This window comes from Streptomyces sp. NBC_00663 (assembly GCF_036226885.1).
Lineage (GTDB): Bacteria > Actinomycetota > Actinomycetes > Streptomycetales > Streptomycetaceae > Streptomyces.
This window is the reverse complement of sequence record NZ_CP109027.1, coordinates 5,572,833-5,585,398: the sequence shown is the minus strand read 5'-3', so window position 1 is coordinate 5,585,398 and position 12,566 is coordinate 5,572,833. Positions and strand designations below refer to the sequence as shown.

General features: G+C 72.5%; 11 protein-coding genes and 1 tRNA gene. 4 read left to right on the top strand and 8 right to left on the bottom strand.

The genetic code is table 11. The features are described from left to right. Positions 1 to 38 precede the first annotated feature (38 nt). The 3 genes from OG866_RS25465 to OG866_RS25455 are packed head-to-tail and all read right to left on the bottom strand — an operon-like array spanning position 39 to position 3,399. A complete protein-coding gene (locus OG866_RS25465; RefSeq protein WP_329338110.1) occupies positions 39 to 923 on the bottom strand; it encodes an SDR family oxidoreductase in 885 nt (294 codons plus the stop codon). Then, positions 920 to 1,837, bottom strand: a complete 918-nt coding sequence (locus tag OG866_RS25460; protein WP_329338108.1) for an alpha/beta fold hydrolase — start codon at positions 1,835 to 1,837, stop codon at positions 920 to 922. Before OG866_RS25460 ends, OG866_RS25465 begins: the two co-directional genes overlap by 4 nt. Further along, complete coding sequence (locus tag OG866_RS25455) at positions 1,834 to 3,399, bottom strand: flavin-containing monooxygenase (protein WP_329338106.1); 1,566 nt, start codon at positions 3,397 to 3,399, stop codon at positions 1,834 to 1,836. The genes OG866_RS25460 and OG866_RS25455 overlap by 4 nt, the downstream gene beginning before the upstream one ends. 152 nt (positions 3,400 to 3,551) lie before the next feature. Between OG866_RS25455 and OG866_RS25450 the strand changes: the two genes are divergently transcribed. Then, positions 3,552 to 4,190: a MerR family transcriptional regulator gene (locus OG866_RS25450; protein ID WP_329344292.1), complete on the top strand. Its 639-nt coding sequence runs from the start codon at positions 3,552 to 3,554 to the stop codon at positions 4,188 to 4,190. 3 nt (positions 4,191 to 4,193) lie between these two features. Here the strand turns inward: OG866_RS25450 and OG866_RS25445 are convergent, their stop codons facing one another. Next, positions 4,194 to 4,997 carry an exodeoxyribonuclease III gene (locus OG866_RS25445; protein WP_329338105.1) on the bottom strand — a complete coding sequence of 268 codons (804 nt, stop codon included), beginning with the start codon at positions 4,995 to 4,997 and terminating at the stop codon, positions 4,194 to 4,196. A gap of 66 nt (positions 4,998 to 5,063) precedes the next feature. On the opposite strand from OG866_RS25445, the gene OG866_RS25440 reads away from it, so the two are divergent. Beyond that, complete coding sequence (locus tag OG866_RS25440) at positions 5,064 to 5,543, top strand: GNAT family N-acetyltransferase (RefSeq protein WP_329338103.1); 480 nt, start codon at positions 5,064 to 5,066, stop codon at positions 5,541 to 5,543. 29 nt (positions 5,544 to 5,572) lie between these two features. Here OG866_RS25440 and OG866_RS25435 read toward each other — a convergent pair whose 3' ends face one another. After that, complete coding sequence (locus tag OG866_RS25435) at positions 5,573 to 6,232, bottom strand: response regulator transcription factor (RefSeq protein WP_329338101.1); 660 nt, start codon at positions 6,230 to 6,232, stop codon at positions 5,573 to 5,575. Further along, positions 6,205 to 7,530: a sensor histidine kinase gene (locus OG866_RS25430; protein WP_329338100.1), complete on the bottom strand. Its 1,326-nt coding sequence runs from the start codon at positions 7,528 to 7,530 to the stop codon at positions 6,205 to 6,207. The genes OG866_RS25435 and OG866_RS25430 overlap by 28 nt, the downstream gene beginning before the upstream one ends. 187 nt (positions 7,531 to 7,717) lie before the next feature. On the opposite strand from OG866_RS25430, the gene OG866_RS25425 reads away from it, so the two are divergent. Continuing rightward, on the top strand, positions 7,718 to 8,458 hold the full coding sequence (locus OG866_RS25425; RefSeq protein WP_329338099.1) for an ABC transporter ATP-binding protein: 741 nt from the start codon (positions 7,718 to 7,720) through the stop codon (positions 8,456 to 8,458). Beyond that, positions 8,452 to 10,935, top strand: a complete 2,484-nt coding sequence (locus OG866_RS25420; RefSeq protein ID WP_329338098.1) for an ABC transporter permease — start codon at positions 8,452 to 8,454, stop codon at positions 10,933 to 10,935. The genes OG866_RS25425 and OG866_RS25420 overlap by 7 nt, the downstream gene beginning before the upstream one ends. 70 nt (positions 10,936 to 11,005) lie before the next feature. Here OG866_RS25420 and OG866_RS25415 read toward each other — a convergent pair. After that, positions 11,006 to 11,079 (bottom strand) — tRNA-Ala (locus OG866_RS25415). A 96-nt stretch (positions 11,080 to 11,175) separates the two neighbouring features. Further along, positions 11,176 to 12,453, bottom strand: a complete 1,278-nt coding sequence (gene sepX, locus OG866_RS25410; RefSeq protein WP_329338097.1) for a divisome protein SepX/GlpR — start codon at positions 12,451 to 12,453, stop codon at positions 11,176 to 11,178. Positions 12,454 to 12,566: the final 113 nt, after the last annotated feature.

Sequence of the window (12,566 nt, the reverse complement as noted above, 5' to 3'; positions counted from 1 at the left end):
GACCAGATTCACACGACCGGACACAGTGCGCATTTCGATCAGTCACGCCGCGTAGCGCGCGCCTCCTCATCAGCCGCCCCACCTGCGCCGACGAGTCCTGAGCGCATGCCCTCCAATCGGTCCCCGAAGCGCCGCATCTCGCGTACCCCGACCGTCCCGATGAGCCCCGGCAGATACCCGCGCACCCCCTGCATCCCGCGCAGCCACCACTGCCCGTACACATGGCTGGAACGCCGCTCGATCCCGGCGACGATCCGGTCCACCGCGGGACCCAGCGGATACGTCTTGTTGGAGGGCCACGGCAGCCGCTGCCGCAGCTCCCGCATGACCTCGTCCTGGTCCGCCCCGCGCACCATGTCCGTGTCGGTCCAGGACAGATACCCGACCCCGACCCGTACGCCCTTGTAGCCGACTTCGGCCCGCAGGCTGTGCGCGTACGCCTCCACGCCCGACTTGGACGCGCAGTACGCGGTCATCATCGGCGCGGGCGTGATGGCGGCCAGCGAGGCGATCTGGAGCAGATAGCCGCGGCTCTCCATCAGCACGGGCAGGAAGGCACGGGCCGTGACGGCCGACCCGATGAGGTTCACCTCGATGACCCGCCGCCACGCCTCGGGATCGGAGTCCACAAAGGGCCCGCCGGTCGCCACACCGGCGTTGGCGACGACGATGTCGACCTTGCCGAACCGCTCCTTGACCTCCCGCGCCACCCGCGCCATCGCCTCGTGGTCGGTGACGTCGGCGTACCAGTGGTCGCTCTCGCTGTGCAGCCGCTCGGAGACCTGCTTCAACGCGTCCGGCTCCAGGCCCACCAGCGCGACCTTCACCCCCCGCGCCGACAACTTCCGCGCGAGCAGCTCCCCGACGCCGCGCGCGGCGCCCGTGACGACGGCGACCTGTCCTTCGAGACCGACCCTGCTCATGCGCCCTCCTTGAGCGTCGCGTACGTCAGCACGAGGTCCCGGATCTTCCCGGTGACCAGCTCGGGAGCCTCCACGGGCGTCATGTGCCCGAGTCCCGGCAGTTCGGTGAGCCCCACACACTGCGGCAGCGCCGCCACCAGCGCCCGCGCGTGCACCGGCGGCGTCAGCCGGTCGGCCGTACCGACGAGGACGGCCGTCGGCACGTCGAGGGAGCGTACGCCGTGGTCGAGGTCGATCAGGTCGAGCACCTGCGACCAGGCGTACCGCACCTTGCGCGGGCACGCGTGCACGATCCGCGCGCACGCCTCCACCATGTGCGGCGCCGAACCCGGCCCCATCGTCCCGTACCTGAGGATCCGCCGGGCGAGGGGAGTGACCGGCCCGAGCGGCGCCCGCGATCCGAGGACGCGCTGGGTCAGCCAGGTCCGCAGCCGCCCGGGCCGCAGGGGGACGACGGTGGACTCGGCGACCAGCCGCGAGGACCCGGTGCTGCACAGCAGGACGGCGGCGGCACGCTCCTGGAGGTTCTTCCTGGCGGCGGCCGCCATCACGGTCATCCCGCCCATCGAGTGCCCGGCGATCACGGCCTTCTCCCCCGGTGCGAGGGTCGCCTCCAGTACGGCTTCCAGGTCGTCGGCGAGCGCGTCCACGGTGCACGCCGGGCTCGCCGGGCTGCGTCCGTGACCGCGCTGGTCGTAGGCGACGACCCGGTGGTCGACGGCGAGATCCCGTATCTGCGCCGCCCAGAAGGCGGTCGAGCAGGTCCAGCCGTGGGCGAGGACGACGACGGGCGCGCCCTCGGGACCGTGGACCTCGACATGCAGCCGGGCCCCGTCGGCGGAGACGGCGGTCAGTTCTCGGGCGGGGACGGGCGGGGCGTACGGCCCGGACCCGACGGACATCAGCCGGCTCACGCGGACACCCCCGCCGACTTCTCCTCTTTCCCTGTCCCCTTCTCTTTCCCCGTCACTTTCCCCGTCTCTTTCTCTTCCTCTGGCGGCTTCCTCGTGCGGAGCACCTCGTACTCGGTGATGTCCACGCGTCGCGTCGCCCGCCGGAACTCGCTCGTCGTCCCCGGCCAGATGGTGGTGTTGCGGCCGTTCTCGTCGAGGTACCAGCTGGTGCAGCCGCCGGTGTTCCACACCGTGCGCTTCATCCGCTCCTGCACCCGCCGGTTCCAGGCGCCGACGGCGCTCGGCCGGGCGTCCAGGGCGGCGCGACCGCCGAGGACGTCCAACTGCCGTACGAAGTCGGCCATGTAGTTCAGCTGGGACTCGATCATCAGGATCATCGAGGAGTTCCCGAGCCCGGTGTTGGGCCCGATGATGGTCATCCAGTTGGGGAACCCGGCGGCGGAGGCACCGCGCAGGGCCTCCATGCCGCCCTTCCACACCTCGGCGAGCGTCTTGCCCTCCGCGCCCACGACCCGTTCGGCGATGGGCATGTCGGTGACGTGGAAGCCGGTGCCGAAGACGATGGCGTCCACCTCGGCCTCGCTGCCGTCGGCGGCGACGAGGGTGGAGCCGCGCACGGCCCGCAGACCGCTGGCGACGACATCGACGTTGGGCCGGGCGAGCGCCGGGTAGTAGGTGCTGCTCAGCAGGATGCGCTTGCAGCCGATGCGGTAGTCGGGGGTGAGCTTGGCGCGCAGGGCCGGGTCCTTGACGGCCCGCCCCATGTTCCGCTTGGCCAGCTGCTCGACGAACCCGAGCTGGTCGGGGTGTTTGGTGAACGCCGAGACCTGCAACTCCCGGATCCCCCACAGCAGTCCACGCCGGGCCTGCCCGGTGAACGGCAGCGCCCGGTGCAGCGCCCGCTCGGCGCCGGTGATGGCCCGGTCGACGCGGGGCATCACCCAGGGCGGGGTGCGCTGGAAGAGGGTGAGCCGGCCGACCTGCGGCTGGATGGCGGGCACGATCTGGATCGCGGAGGCCCCGGTCCCCACCACGGCGACCCGCTTGCCGCGCAGGTCGTAGTCGTGGTCCCAGCGCGCGGAGTGGAAGACCTTTCCGGGGAAGGAGTCGAGGCCGGGGATCTCGGGGACCTTGGGGTCGGACAGCGGCCCGGTGGCGGAGACGACGAAGTCGGCGGAGAGCCGCCCGCCCCCCTTGACCTCGATGTCCCAGCAGAGCCGCTCCGCGTCCCAGGTCATCCTCATCACTTCGGAGTCGAAGCGGATGTGCGGCCGGAGGTGGAAGACATCGGCCACATGCTCCAGATAGGCCCGGATGTGCTCCTGCCCGGAGAAGGTGCGGGGCCAGTCGGGATGGGGGGCGAAGGAGAAGGAGTACAGGTGGGAGGGCACATCGCACGCGCACCCGGGGTAACTGTTGTCCCGCCAGGTGCCGCCCACGCTGTCCGCGCGCTCCAGCACGACGAAGTCGGTGACACCCTCCCGCCGCAGCCGTACGGCGGCCCCGAGCCCACCGAACCCGGACCCGATCACCGCCACCCGCACATGCTCGTGCTCGGTCATCCCGAACCCTCCACGCTTTCCGACTCCGCCAGTGAACACTGGCGCAATGGGAGGGTAGAGCAGCTCCGTACCGATGGGTAGGGGGCGGGGGAAGGAAAGTTACCGGCGGTACAACATAGGCTGCGGGCGTGACGGAGAAGCGTGAGTACCGCATGGAGGAGCTGGCCAGGCAGGCCGGCATCACGGTGCGCACCCTGCGCTTCTACCGCGAACGCAAACTGATTCCGCCGCCGCGCCGCGAGGGCCGTATCGCCTGGTACGACGACCATCACCTGGCCCGGCTGCGCACGATCGCGGCGCTCCTGGAACGCGGCCACACCCTGACGGGCATCGCGGAACTGGCCGAAGCCCTGGACAACGGCCGCGACGTGGCGGACCTCCTGGGCGTCGAACCCCCCTCGGAAGAGGAACCGGTCCACCTCACCCCGGAGGAACTCGCCGCCCGCTTCGAGGGCCAGGTCACCCCGGAGAACCTCGCCGCCGCCCTGGAGCTGGGCTACCTCGGCACCGACGGCGACGAGATCGTCCACATCAGCCGCCGTCTCCTCGACGTCTCCTCCGCCCTGGTCGCCGAGGGCATCCCCCTCGCGGAGGTCCTCACCGCCGGCAAACGCGTCCGCGACCACGTCGACGAACTCGCGGAGATGTTCACCGACCTCGTCCTCCGCCACGCCACCGAGAACGACCTCGAACGCCTGCGCCCGCTGGCGCGGAGCGTGGTGGAGGCGGAGCTTTCACTGGCACTGGACCGGCGGCTGCGCAAGCAAAGCAGGCCGGGACAGGAGCCCTGAAGGTCAGAGGTCGTAGACCACGGTCACCGGCGCATGGTCCGACCAGCGCTCGGCGTGCGTGGCCGCCCGCTCCACGAACCCCTTGACCGCCTTGGCCGCCAGGCCCGGGGTCGAGACGTGGTAGTCGATGCGCCAACCTGAATCATTGTCGAAGGCCCGCCCCCGGTACGACCACCACGAGTACGGCCCCTCGACCTCCGGATGCAGCGCCCGCACCACGTCGACGTACCCCCCGTCGCCCGCGTCGAGGACCTGCGTCAGCCAGGCCCGCTCCTCCGGCAGGAAGCCGGAGTTCTTCTGGTTGGCGCGCCAGTTCTTCAGGTCGGCCGGCTGGTGGGCGATGTTCCAGTCGCCGCAGACGACGACCTCGCGGCCGTCGGCGGCGGCCCGCTCGCGCAGCCCCTTGAGGTAGGCGAGGAACTCGCCCATGAAGCGGACCTTCTCGTCCTGGCGCTCGGTGCCGACCTCGCCGGAGGGCAGGTAGAGGGAGGCGACGGTCACACCGGGCAGGTCGACCTCCACGTACCGGCCGCTGGTGTCGAACTCGCTCGACCCGAAGCCGATCCGCACCCGGTCGGGCTCGCGGCGACTGTAGAGGGAGACACCGGCGCGGCCCTTGGCGGCGGCCGGGGCGTGCACGACGTGCCAGCCGTCGGGCGCGCGGACCTCTTCGGGCAGCTGCTGCGGCTCGGCCCGCACCTCTTGCAGACAGAGCACATCGGCGGAGGTGTCGGCGAGCCACTCCACGAAGCCCTTCTTCGCGGCGGCGCGGAGTCCGTTTACATTCGCAGAGGTCACAGTGAGCACCAGGGCACCCTACCCGCACCTTGGACTGAGTCCTGTTCTGGACCTTCTTGGCTTACCGTTTCCGACATGCATGCCATCCGTCGCGTCTCCTTCGACCACCCCGACGCCATCAAGCTCAACGACCAGGTCCAGGCCGAGTACGCCGTCCGCTACGGCGACGACGGCGATGCCACCCCCCTGGCCCCGTCCGACTTCGACCCGCCGAACGGCGTCTACCTCATCGCCTACGACGCGGACGACAGCCCGGTCGCCACGGGTGGCTGGCGCGCGCAGGACACCAATGACGAGGGGTACCGCGACGGGGACGCCGAGCTGAAGCGGATGTACGTCATAGAGCAGGCGCGGGGCAACGGTCTCGCCCGGCGCATACTGGCCGCGCTGGAGGAGGACGCGCGGGCGGCGGGTCGGGTGCGCATGGTGCTGGAGACGGGCGACAAGCAGCCGGAGGCCATCGCGCTGTACGCCTCCAGCGGGTACGAGCCGTGCGAGAAGTTCGGGTACTACCGCCACTACGAGTCGAGCCGCTGCTACGCGAAGGCGCTGTGACGGCATGACCTCTCCGAGGGCCGGCGGCCTCAGGCCCTGAGGTAGGCGAGCACCGCCAGCACCCTGCGGTGGGTGTCGTCCGCCGGTGGCAGGTCCAGCTTGGTGAGGATCGAGCCGATGTGCTTGCCTACGGCCGCCTCGGACACCACCAGCGCCTTGGCTATCGCGCCGTTCGACCTGCCCTCGGCTATCAGCGCCAGCACCTCCCGCTCGCGCGGGCTGAGCCGGGCGAGCGGATCCCGCCGGCGGCGCAGCAGTTGCCGTACGACCTCGGGGTCCACGACCGTCCCTCCGGCCGCGACCTTGTGGAGGGCGTCCACGAACTCCTCGATCTGTCCCACCCGGTCCTTGAGCAGATAGCCGACTCCGCTGCCGTCCCCGGAGTCGAGGAGTTCGGCGGCGTACGCCCGCTGCACATACTGGCTGAGCACCAGCACCGGCAGTCCTGGCCGCTCCTCGCGCAGCTTCACCGCCGCGTGCAGCCCCTCGTCCTGGAAGCCGGGCGGCATGCGGACGTCGGTCACGACCACATCCGGCGCGTGCTCGGCGACGGCGGTGAGGAGGGCGTCCGCGTCGCCGACGGCCGCCACCACCTCGTGCCCGAACCGGGTGAGCAGGCCGACGAGGCCGTCGCGCAGCAGGACGCTGTCCTCGGCGAGGACTATGCGCAGGGCTCGGTCGGCCGGCAAGGGATCTCCACTCGCAGCAGGGTCGGTCCACCCGGCGGGCTGGACAGGAAAAGTCTGCCATCGAGCACTGACACCCGGTCGGCGAGACCGGTGAGCCCGGTGCCGTCGCCGCTGTCCGCGCCCCCGCGTCCGTCGTCCCGGATCTCGAGCGTCAGCCGCTCCCTCTCCGGTCCCCCGTCGACGGCTCCGCTGCCGACGGCTCCCCTGACGACCCCGGTGACGACTCCCCCGCTCACGACCGCCCGGCTCGCCCCGCTGTGCTTGGCGACGTTGGCCAGGGCTTCGCAGACGACGAAGTACGCGGCGGACTCGACGGGTTGGGGCAGGCGCCGGGGAAGGTCGAGGCGGACGTCGACCGGGATCACGCTGCGGTCGGCCGCGTCGGCGACGGCGGCTTCGAGGCCGTAGTCGGCGAGGACCTTGGGGTGGATGCCGTGGATGAGTTCGCGGAGTTCCGCAAGGGCTTTCTCCGCCTCGCCGTGCGCTTGGGCGAGTTGGTCGGCGAGCGGGCCGGGCGGGGCGTCCAGGCGGGCGAGGCCGAGGCTCATGGTGAGGGCGACGAGCCGTTGTTGTGCGCCGTCGTGCAGATCACGCTCGATACGGCGCCTTTCCGCCTCGAAGGCGTCCACCAACCGCACGCGCGAGCGCACGAGTTCGGTCACCCGCGCACTGTTCTGCGTGTGCGCCCCCAGCAGCGCTTTCGCCACCTCGGCGCGCGCCCCGGCGGCCACCCCCAGCGCATACGCCCCCAGCAGGAGCAACACGCCCCCTGCCACCGCGACCCCGAACGCGGCCGGCCAGGTGTCGACCGTCCAGAGCTTCACCACCTTCGCCTCCCCGTCGACGGCGACCAGCAGCGGCGTCGCGAGCAGGAAGAGCGGCACTCCGGCCGCGCAGGTGACGACGAGCGCGTCCAGCGGCCACAGCACGAGCGCGAGGAACACGGCGTACGCCAACTCCCGCCAGGTGTCGGGCTCCTTGAGCCGCACGGCGAGCCAGCGCGCGAGCCCCGGCGCGTCGGGCACCCGATGCGCTCCCGCGGGCACCCGCCCCACCCCGGCCAACCCGACCCGCCACCGCTCCACGGCGGCCACCGGAATCCCGGACAGCGCGGTGAGCACGAGCAGCGGCAGCCCGACGAGCACGACGGCCGTCGCCGCGCCCACAAGGACCCCGGCGACGATCCCGACCAGCACGAGCGCCCCGAACAGCGCCCCGCCCGCCAGGAAAGCGACCGACCGCCACGGCCACGCCGACCTCAGATATCCGCGCCCGCCGAGCGCCTGCCACACCGTCATGGAGATCACGGTAGGAGGCGGGGAGCGGCGGCGGAATCCGTCCAGCCGGAGACCTGGGGTATGCCTGGCCCTACCCCAGGTCTCGTCCCTGCCGCACTGCTTCGAGGGCCCGTCGGACGGTTGGCTGAAGCCCACTTCCTTCGACTTGCCGAGGGCGCCGAAGCCCTCCCCGACGCGATGAGGCCAGATGACGACCGACCCCGCGATCCGACTGACCACCGTCCGCAGGCGGTACGGCACCGGCGACGACGGTGTGACCGCGCTCGACGGTGTCTCGCTCGCCTTCCCCCAGGGCACGTTCACGGCCGTCATGGGCCCCTCCGGCTCGGGCAAGTCCACGCTGCTGCACTGCGCGGCGGGCCTGGACCGGCCGACGTCGGGCTCGGTGCGCATCGGCGACACGGAGCTGACCGGGCTGAGCGAACGTCGCCTGACCCTGCTGCGGCGCGAACGCGTGGGCTTCGTCTTCCAGTCGTACAACCTCCTGCCCACCCTGACCGCCGAGCAGAACGTCGCCCTGCCCCTGCGCCTGGCCGGCCGGCGTGTGCCGAGAGCACGCGCGCGTGAGGCGCTGCAACGAGTCGGCCTCGGCGACCGCGCCCGGCACCGCCCGGACCGGATGTCCGGCGGACAGCAGCAACGCGTCGCCCTGGCGCGCGCTCTGATCACCCGTCCCGAGGTGCTCTTCGCCGACGAACCGACCGGCGCCCTGGACTCGCGTACGGGCCGCGAGGTGCTGTCCCTGCTCCGCGAACTGGTCGACACCGAGGACCGCACGATCGTCATGGTCACCCACGACCCGGTCGCCGCCTCGTACGCCGACCGCGTCGTCTTCCTGGTCGACGGCCGAGTGAACGGGGAGCTCACGGACCCGTCGGCGGCCGACGTGGCGGCCCGTATGACCTCCCTGGAGGCGGTCCCGTGCTGACCCTCGCCCTGAGCGCCCTGCGCTCCCGCTGGACCACCTTCACCGGCAGTTTCGTCGCCCTGTCCCTCGGCGTCGCCCTCCTCACGGTCATGGGCCTGGCCCTCGCCTCCTCCGTCGACGCCCCCGCACGCGGCCCGGAACGTTTCGCGGCGGCGCCGGTCGTGGTGAAGGCCCAGGACACCCTGCACGTGCCGACCCGGATCGGCGACCGCACCCAGCCCCTCGCCCATCCAGGCCCGGTACCGGCCCGGACGGTGGCCGCGCTCCGCGCGCTCGGCAAGGTCACCCAGGACCGCACCGTCGCCGTGGGCGACGATCTGATCGGCCACCCCTGGTCGACCGCGGCCTTCGCCCCGTACCGCCTCACGGCAGGCCGCCCGCCCCGCGCGGCGGACGAAGTGGTGGCCACGGGCGCCGGGACGACCGTGGGACAACGCCTGCGGACGGCGCACGGGACGGTGCGCGTGGTCGGCACGGCGCGGGTTGCGGACACGGGGAGCGGGGCCGGCCCGTCGCGCACGGTCGATGCGCTGGGCGCGAGAGGCGTGGCGCGCGCTCCCGTCTTCGAGCGCGCGCTGTTCTACACGGACGCGCGCGCCGCCGAGTTGGCGCCGGTGAGCACACAACTCGTGGTGGAGGCCGAGCCGGAGGCGGTACGACGGGTGGTGGCGTCCTCGGGATCGGGCGCGCGGGTCCTGGTCGGCGCCGAACGACGGCTGGCGGACACGGACCCGGACCGCGACGCCGAGGCCCTGACGACCCTGAACGCCCTGTTCGGCACCGCCGGCGGTGTGACGGGCTTCGTGTCGGTGTTCGTCGTGGCGTCCACCTTCGCCTTCGCGGTGGCCCAGCGCCGCCGGGAGTTCGGCCTGCTGCGGACCGTGGGCGCGACGCCGGGCCAGGTCCGCCGCACGGTACTGGCGGAGGCGCTGCTCGTGGGCGTCCTCGCGTCGGCGGCGGGCTGCGCAACGGGGTCGTACGCCGCCCCGTGGCTGGCGGAACGAGTGGTCGAGAGCGGCATCGCCCCGGCCTGGTTCACGATCGGCGACCATGTCTGGCCGTATCAGGTCGCGTTCTGGACGGGCCTGCTGGTGGCGCTGTGCGGGGCGACGGCCGCCTCCTGGCGGGCCGGCCGCACCGCCCCGACCCAGGCCCTGCGCGAGGCCACGGCCGACGAACACCCCCTGACGCTGACCCGACTCCTGTGCGGGATCGCTTTGCTGCTGACGGCGGCGATCACGCTTGCCCTGGCGCTGCTGACGGACCCGGGCGACCTGCTGCACCGCAAGACGTACACCGGCCGCCCGCTGCTGCTGATCACAGCGACGGCCCTCCTGTCCCCCCTCCTGGTCCGCCCGCTGATCAGGCTCCTCACGCCCCGCGGCACGCTGGTCCGCGCGAACACCACGACCGCCCTCCGCCGCACAGCCGCCCTCGCCGCTCCCGTCCTGGTCATGGTGGCGCTGACGGGCTCGCTGCTGGGCGCGACGGCCACCCTGAGCGACGCGCGGGCGACGGAGGCGCGCGAGCGCACGCGGGCGGACTTCGTGATGACGTCCGCGACGGGTCTGGACGCGCGCACGCTGGAGCGTCTGCGCGCGGTCCGGGGCGCCGAGGTCTCGCCGACCGCGTCGAGCGCGGTGTACGTCCTGGAGGAGGGCGTGGCCCTCATCAAGTCCGAGGCCAGGGCGGCCGATCCGGAGCGGCTGGCCGCGACGACCGCCGTGCCGCTGTCGGCGGGCAGGATCGCCGACCTCTCCGACGACTCGATCGTCGTCAACGAGGAGTGGGCCCGGCACCAGGTCGGCGAACACGTCACCGTCTGGCTGGGCGACGGCACCCGCAGATCCCTTCGTATCGCCGCGGTGATGCCGACCGGGACGGGCGACAACGGGGTGTACATCACACCGGCCAACGCGCGCGGGGCCGTGTTCGACCGGGTGGAGGTGAAGGTGAGGGAGGGGGCCGAGGTGTCGGCGATACGGACGGCGCTGCGCTCGGCGGCCCCGGAGGCGACGCTGCTCACGCGCGCGGCGTGGCTGTCCGCCGCCTACCCCACGGCCGGCTTCACGTCCGCCGACTCGACCACCCGCCTCGGCCACTTCCTGGTCCTCGGCATCGCTCTCCTCTACACGGCCCTCTCCGTCGCCGGCACGCTCCTGATGGCGACGTCCGACCGCACCCGTGAACTGGCGTCCCTGCGGCTGGCCGGAGCGACGAACCCCCAGGTGCTCCGTCTCGTGGCCCTGGAGTCCCTGACGGTGGTCGCCGTGGGCGCGCTCCTGGGTCTGCTGGTGACCGCCCTCAATCTCACCGGCATGTGGGCCGCCCTGGGTCTCCAGTCGGTACGGTCCCCGATCCACGTCCCCTGGCCGGAACTCGGCGCGACGACCATGGCCTGCGCTCTCCTCGCCGTCGCCGCGGCGGTGGTGCCGGCAGGTCTGGCGCTACGGGATCCTGTCGGTAGCCGCCGCTGAGGGAGACGATCACCTCCAGGCATGGCAAGAGCCCCTGTCGGTGATTACCCGACAGGGGCTCTATGCTGCGTGGACCTGTGGGGATTTGAACCCCAGACCCCCTCGATGCGAACGAGGTGCGCTACCAGACTGCGCCACAGGCCCTTGCAACGAGTGAAACCTTAGCACCCCTCTCGGGGTGCTTGGAAATCCGTTCCCTGCCCCGCCGAAGCGGCAACCCACAGGTGGGGGCTTCCTCGTCTACTCGTTGGCCGCGCGCGGCCGCTCCCCGTCCTCGTACTGGTCGAACAGCGGCGTGCGCCCCCGCTCCCGGGCCCGCCGCGCGGACGCGGCCCGGCGGGCGTCACTGCGGCCGCCCCCGTCCGTCCTGTCCTCCGCGCGGGAGGAATCCCCCGGCTCGGCGTCCGACCCCGCACCGTCCTGCCCGTCCCCGGCCTCGGCGGCGCCTCCTTGAGCGTCCCGGTCCCCGGCGACGGAGCTCGACCGCGCCGAGCTCCACGCGTCCGGCGCCCCCAGGTCCACATCGGACGTGGCCCGCGGGGCGACCGGCGCCGTCACATACGTCGGCAACGGCACCGGCACCGGCTCCCAGCTGTCCCCGTGCCCGGGCCTGCGCTGCCGCTCACGCTGCTGGTCGACCCACTCGGCGTGATCGGTCTGCTCGACGAGCGCACGCCGGTCGGCGGCGAGCGCCGAGAGTCCGTGGTCCTGCTGCTCGGGCTCTGGTCCTTCGTCCGGCTCGTCCGCGTCGGCGGCGGTGTCCGCGGACGGCCGCCGGCGCGGTTGCCGCGCACGCTCCTTCAGACGCTGCGCCGCCGCCTCCGCGCGGCGACGGTCCATCTGGTAGGCGAAGCGCCGGCGCTCCTGGGAGCGCAGGTAGGCGATGTAGGCGCTGAGCAGCACGGCGGGGACGCCGGGCGCCCAGAGGAACGTGAGCCCTCCGACGGCGGCGACGATCGCGCCGAGCGTGAAAGCGAGGAAGAGCGCCACGGTGGTGCGCCGTCGGCGCGCGAGCGCCTTCGTGCGCCGGGCGCGCGCTGCGGCGGCTTCCGCCGCGGGCGAGCGCCGAGGGGTGGGTACGGGTCTGCGCGCGGGCGCGGATCCGGATGCGTGCGCCGGTGCGGGTGCGGAAGCGGGCGCCGGCTCGGCTGCCCGTTCGCGCGCCGGTTCACGCACCGATTCCCTGCGCCCCGGCGCCGGTGCTTCCGTGCGCGCCTGGACGTCCGCGCGCGCCTGTGGGCGCGTCGGAGGCATGGCGAAGGCCCGGACGTCCACCGAGTCGGTGACGACGTCCGGGGCGACGGCGCTGGGCTCCCCCTCGTCGGTGGAGCGCGCCCGCAGGTCCTTGGCGTATCGGCGCTCCATCCCCGCCCGTCCGGACAGCAACCGGATGGCGGTGCTGAAGCGTTCCGTCGGACGGGCCTCGTTCAGCTCGTCCTGCCTACGGAGCCACATCGGCACCAAGTAGGCGGCCCAGGCCCCGACAATGACTGCGTAGATGAGGCCGCTGCTGCTCACGCCTCACACGGTAGAGGGGTTTGCGTGAGGCCATCCGCCAATTGGGCCGGTGTGTCGCACGATCTGGCTGATATTTCGAGCTTTTTTTGTGACCGATGCGATCAGCAGGCCGC

What these genes read in the sequence shown, in the direction of transcription:
- OG866_RS25465 (WP_329338110.1), bottom strand. Translation starts at nt 923, where the DNA reads ATGAGCAGGGTCGGTCTCGAAGGACAGGTCGCCGTCGTCACGGGCGCC.
- OG866_RS25455 (WP_329338106.1), bottom strand. Translation starts at nt 3,399, where the DNA reads ATGACCGAGCACGAGCATGTGCGGGTGGCGGTGATCGGGTCCGGGTTC.
- OG866_RS25450 (WP_329344292.1), top strand. Translation starts at nt 3,552, where the DNA reads ATGGAGGAGCTGGCCAGGCAGGCCGGCATCACGGTGCGCACCCTGCGC.
- OG866_RS25440 (WP_329338103.1), top strand. Translation starts at nt 5,064, where the DNA reads ATGCATGCCATCCGTCGCGTCTCCTTCGACCACCCCGACGCCATCAAG.
- OG866_RS25430 (WP_329338100.1), bottom strand. Translation starts at nt 7,530, where the DNA reads ATGACGGTGTGGCAGGCGCTCGGCGGGCGCGGATATCTGAGGTCGGCG.
- OG866_RS25425 (WP_329338099.1), top strand. Translation starts at nt 7,718, where the DNA reads ATGACGACCGACCCCGCGATCCGACTGACCACCGTCCGCAGGCGGTAC.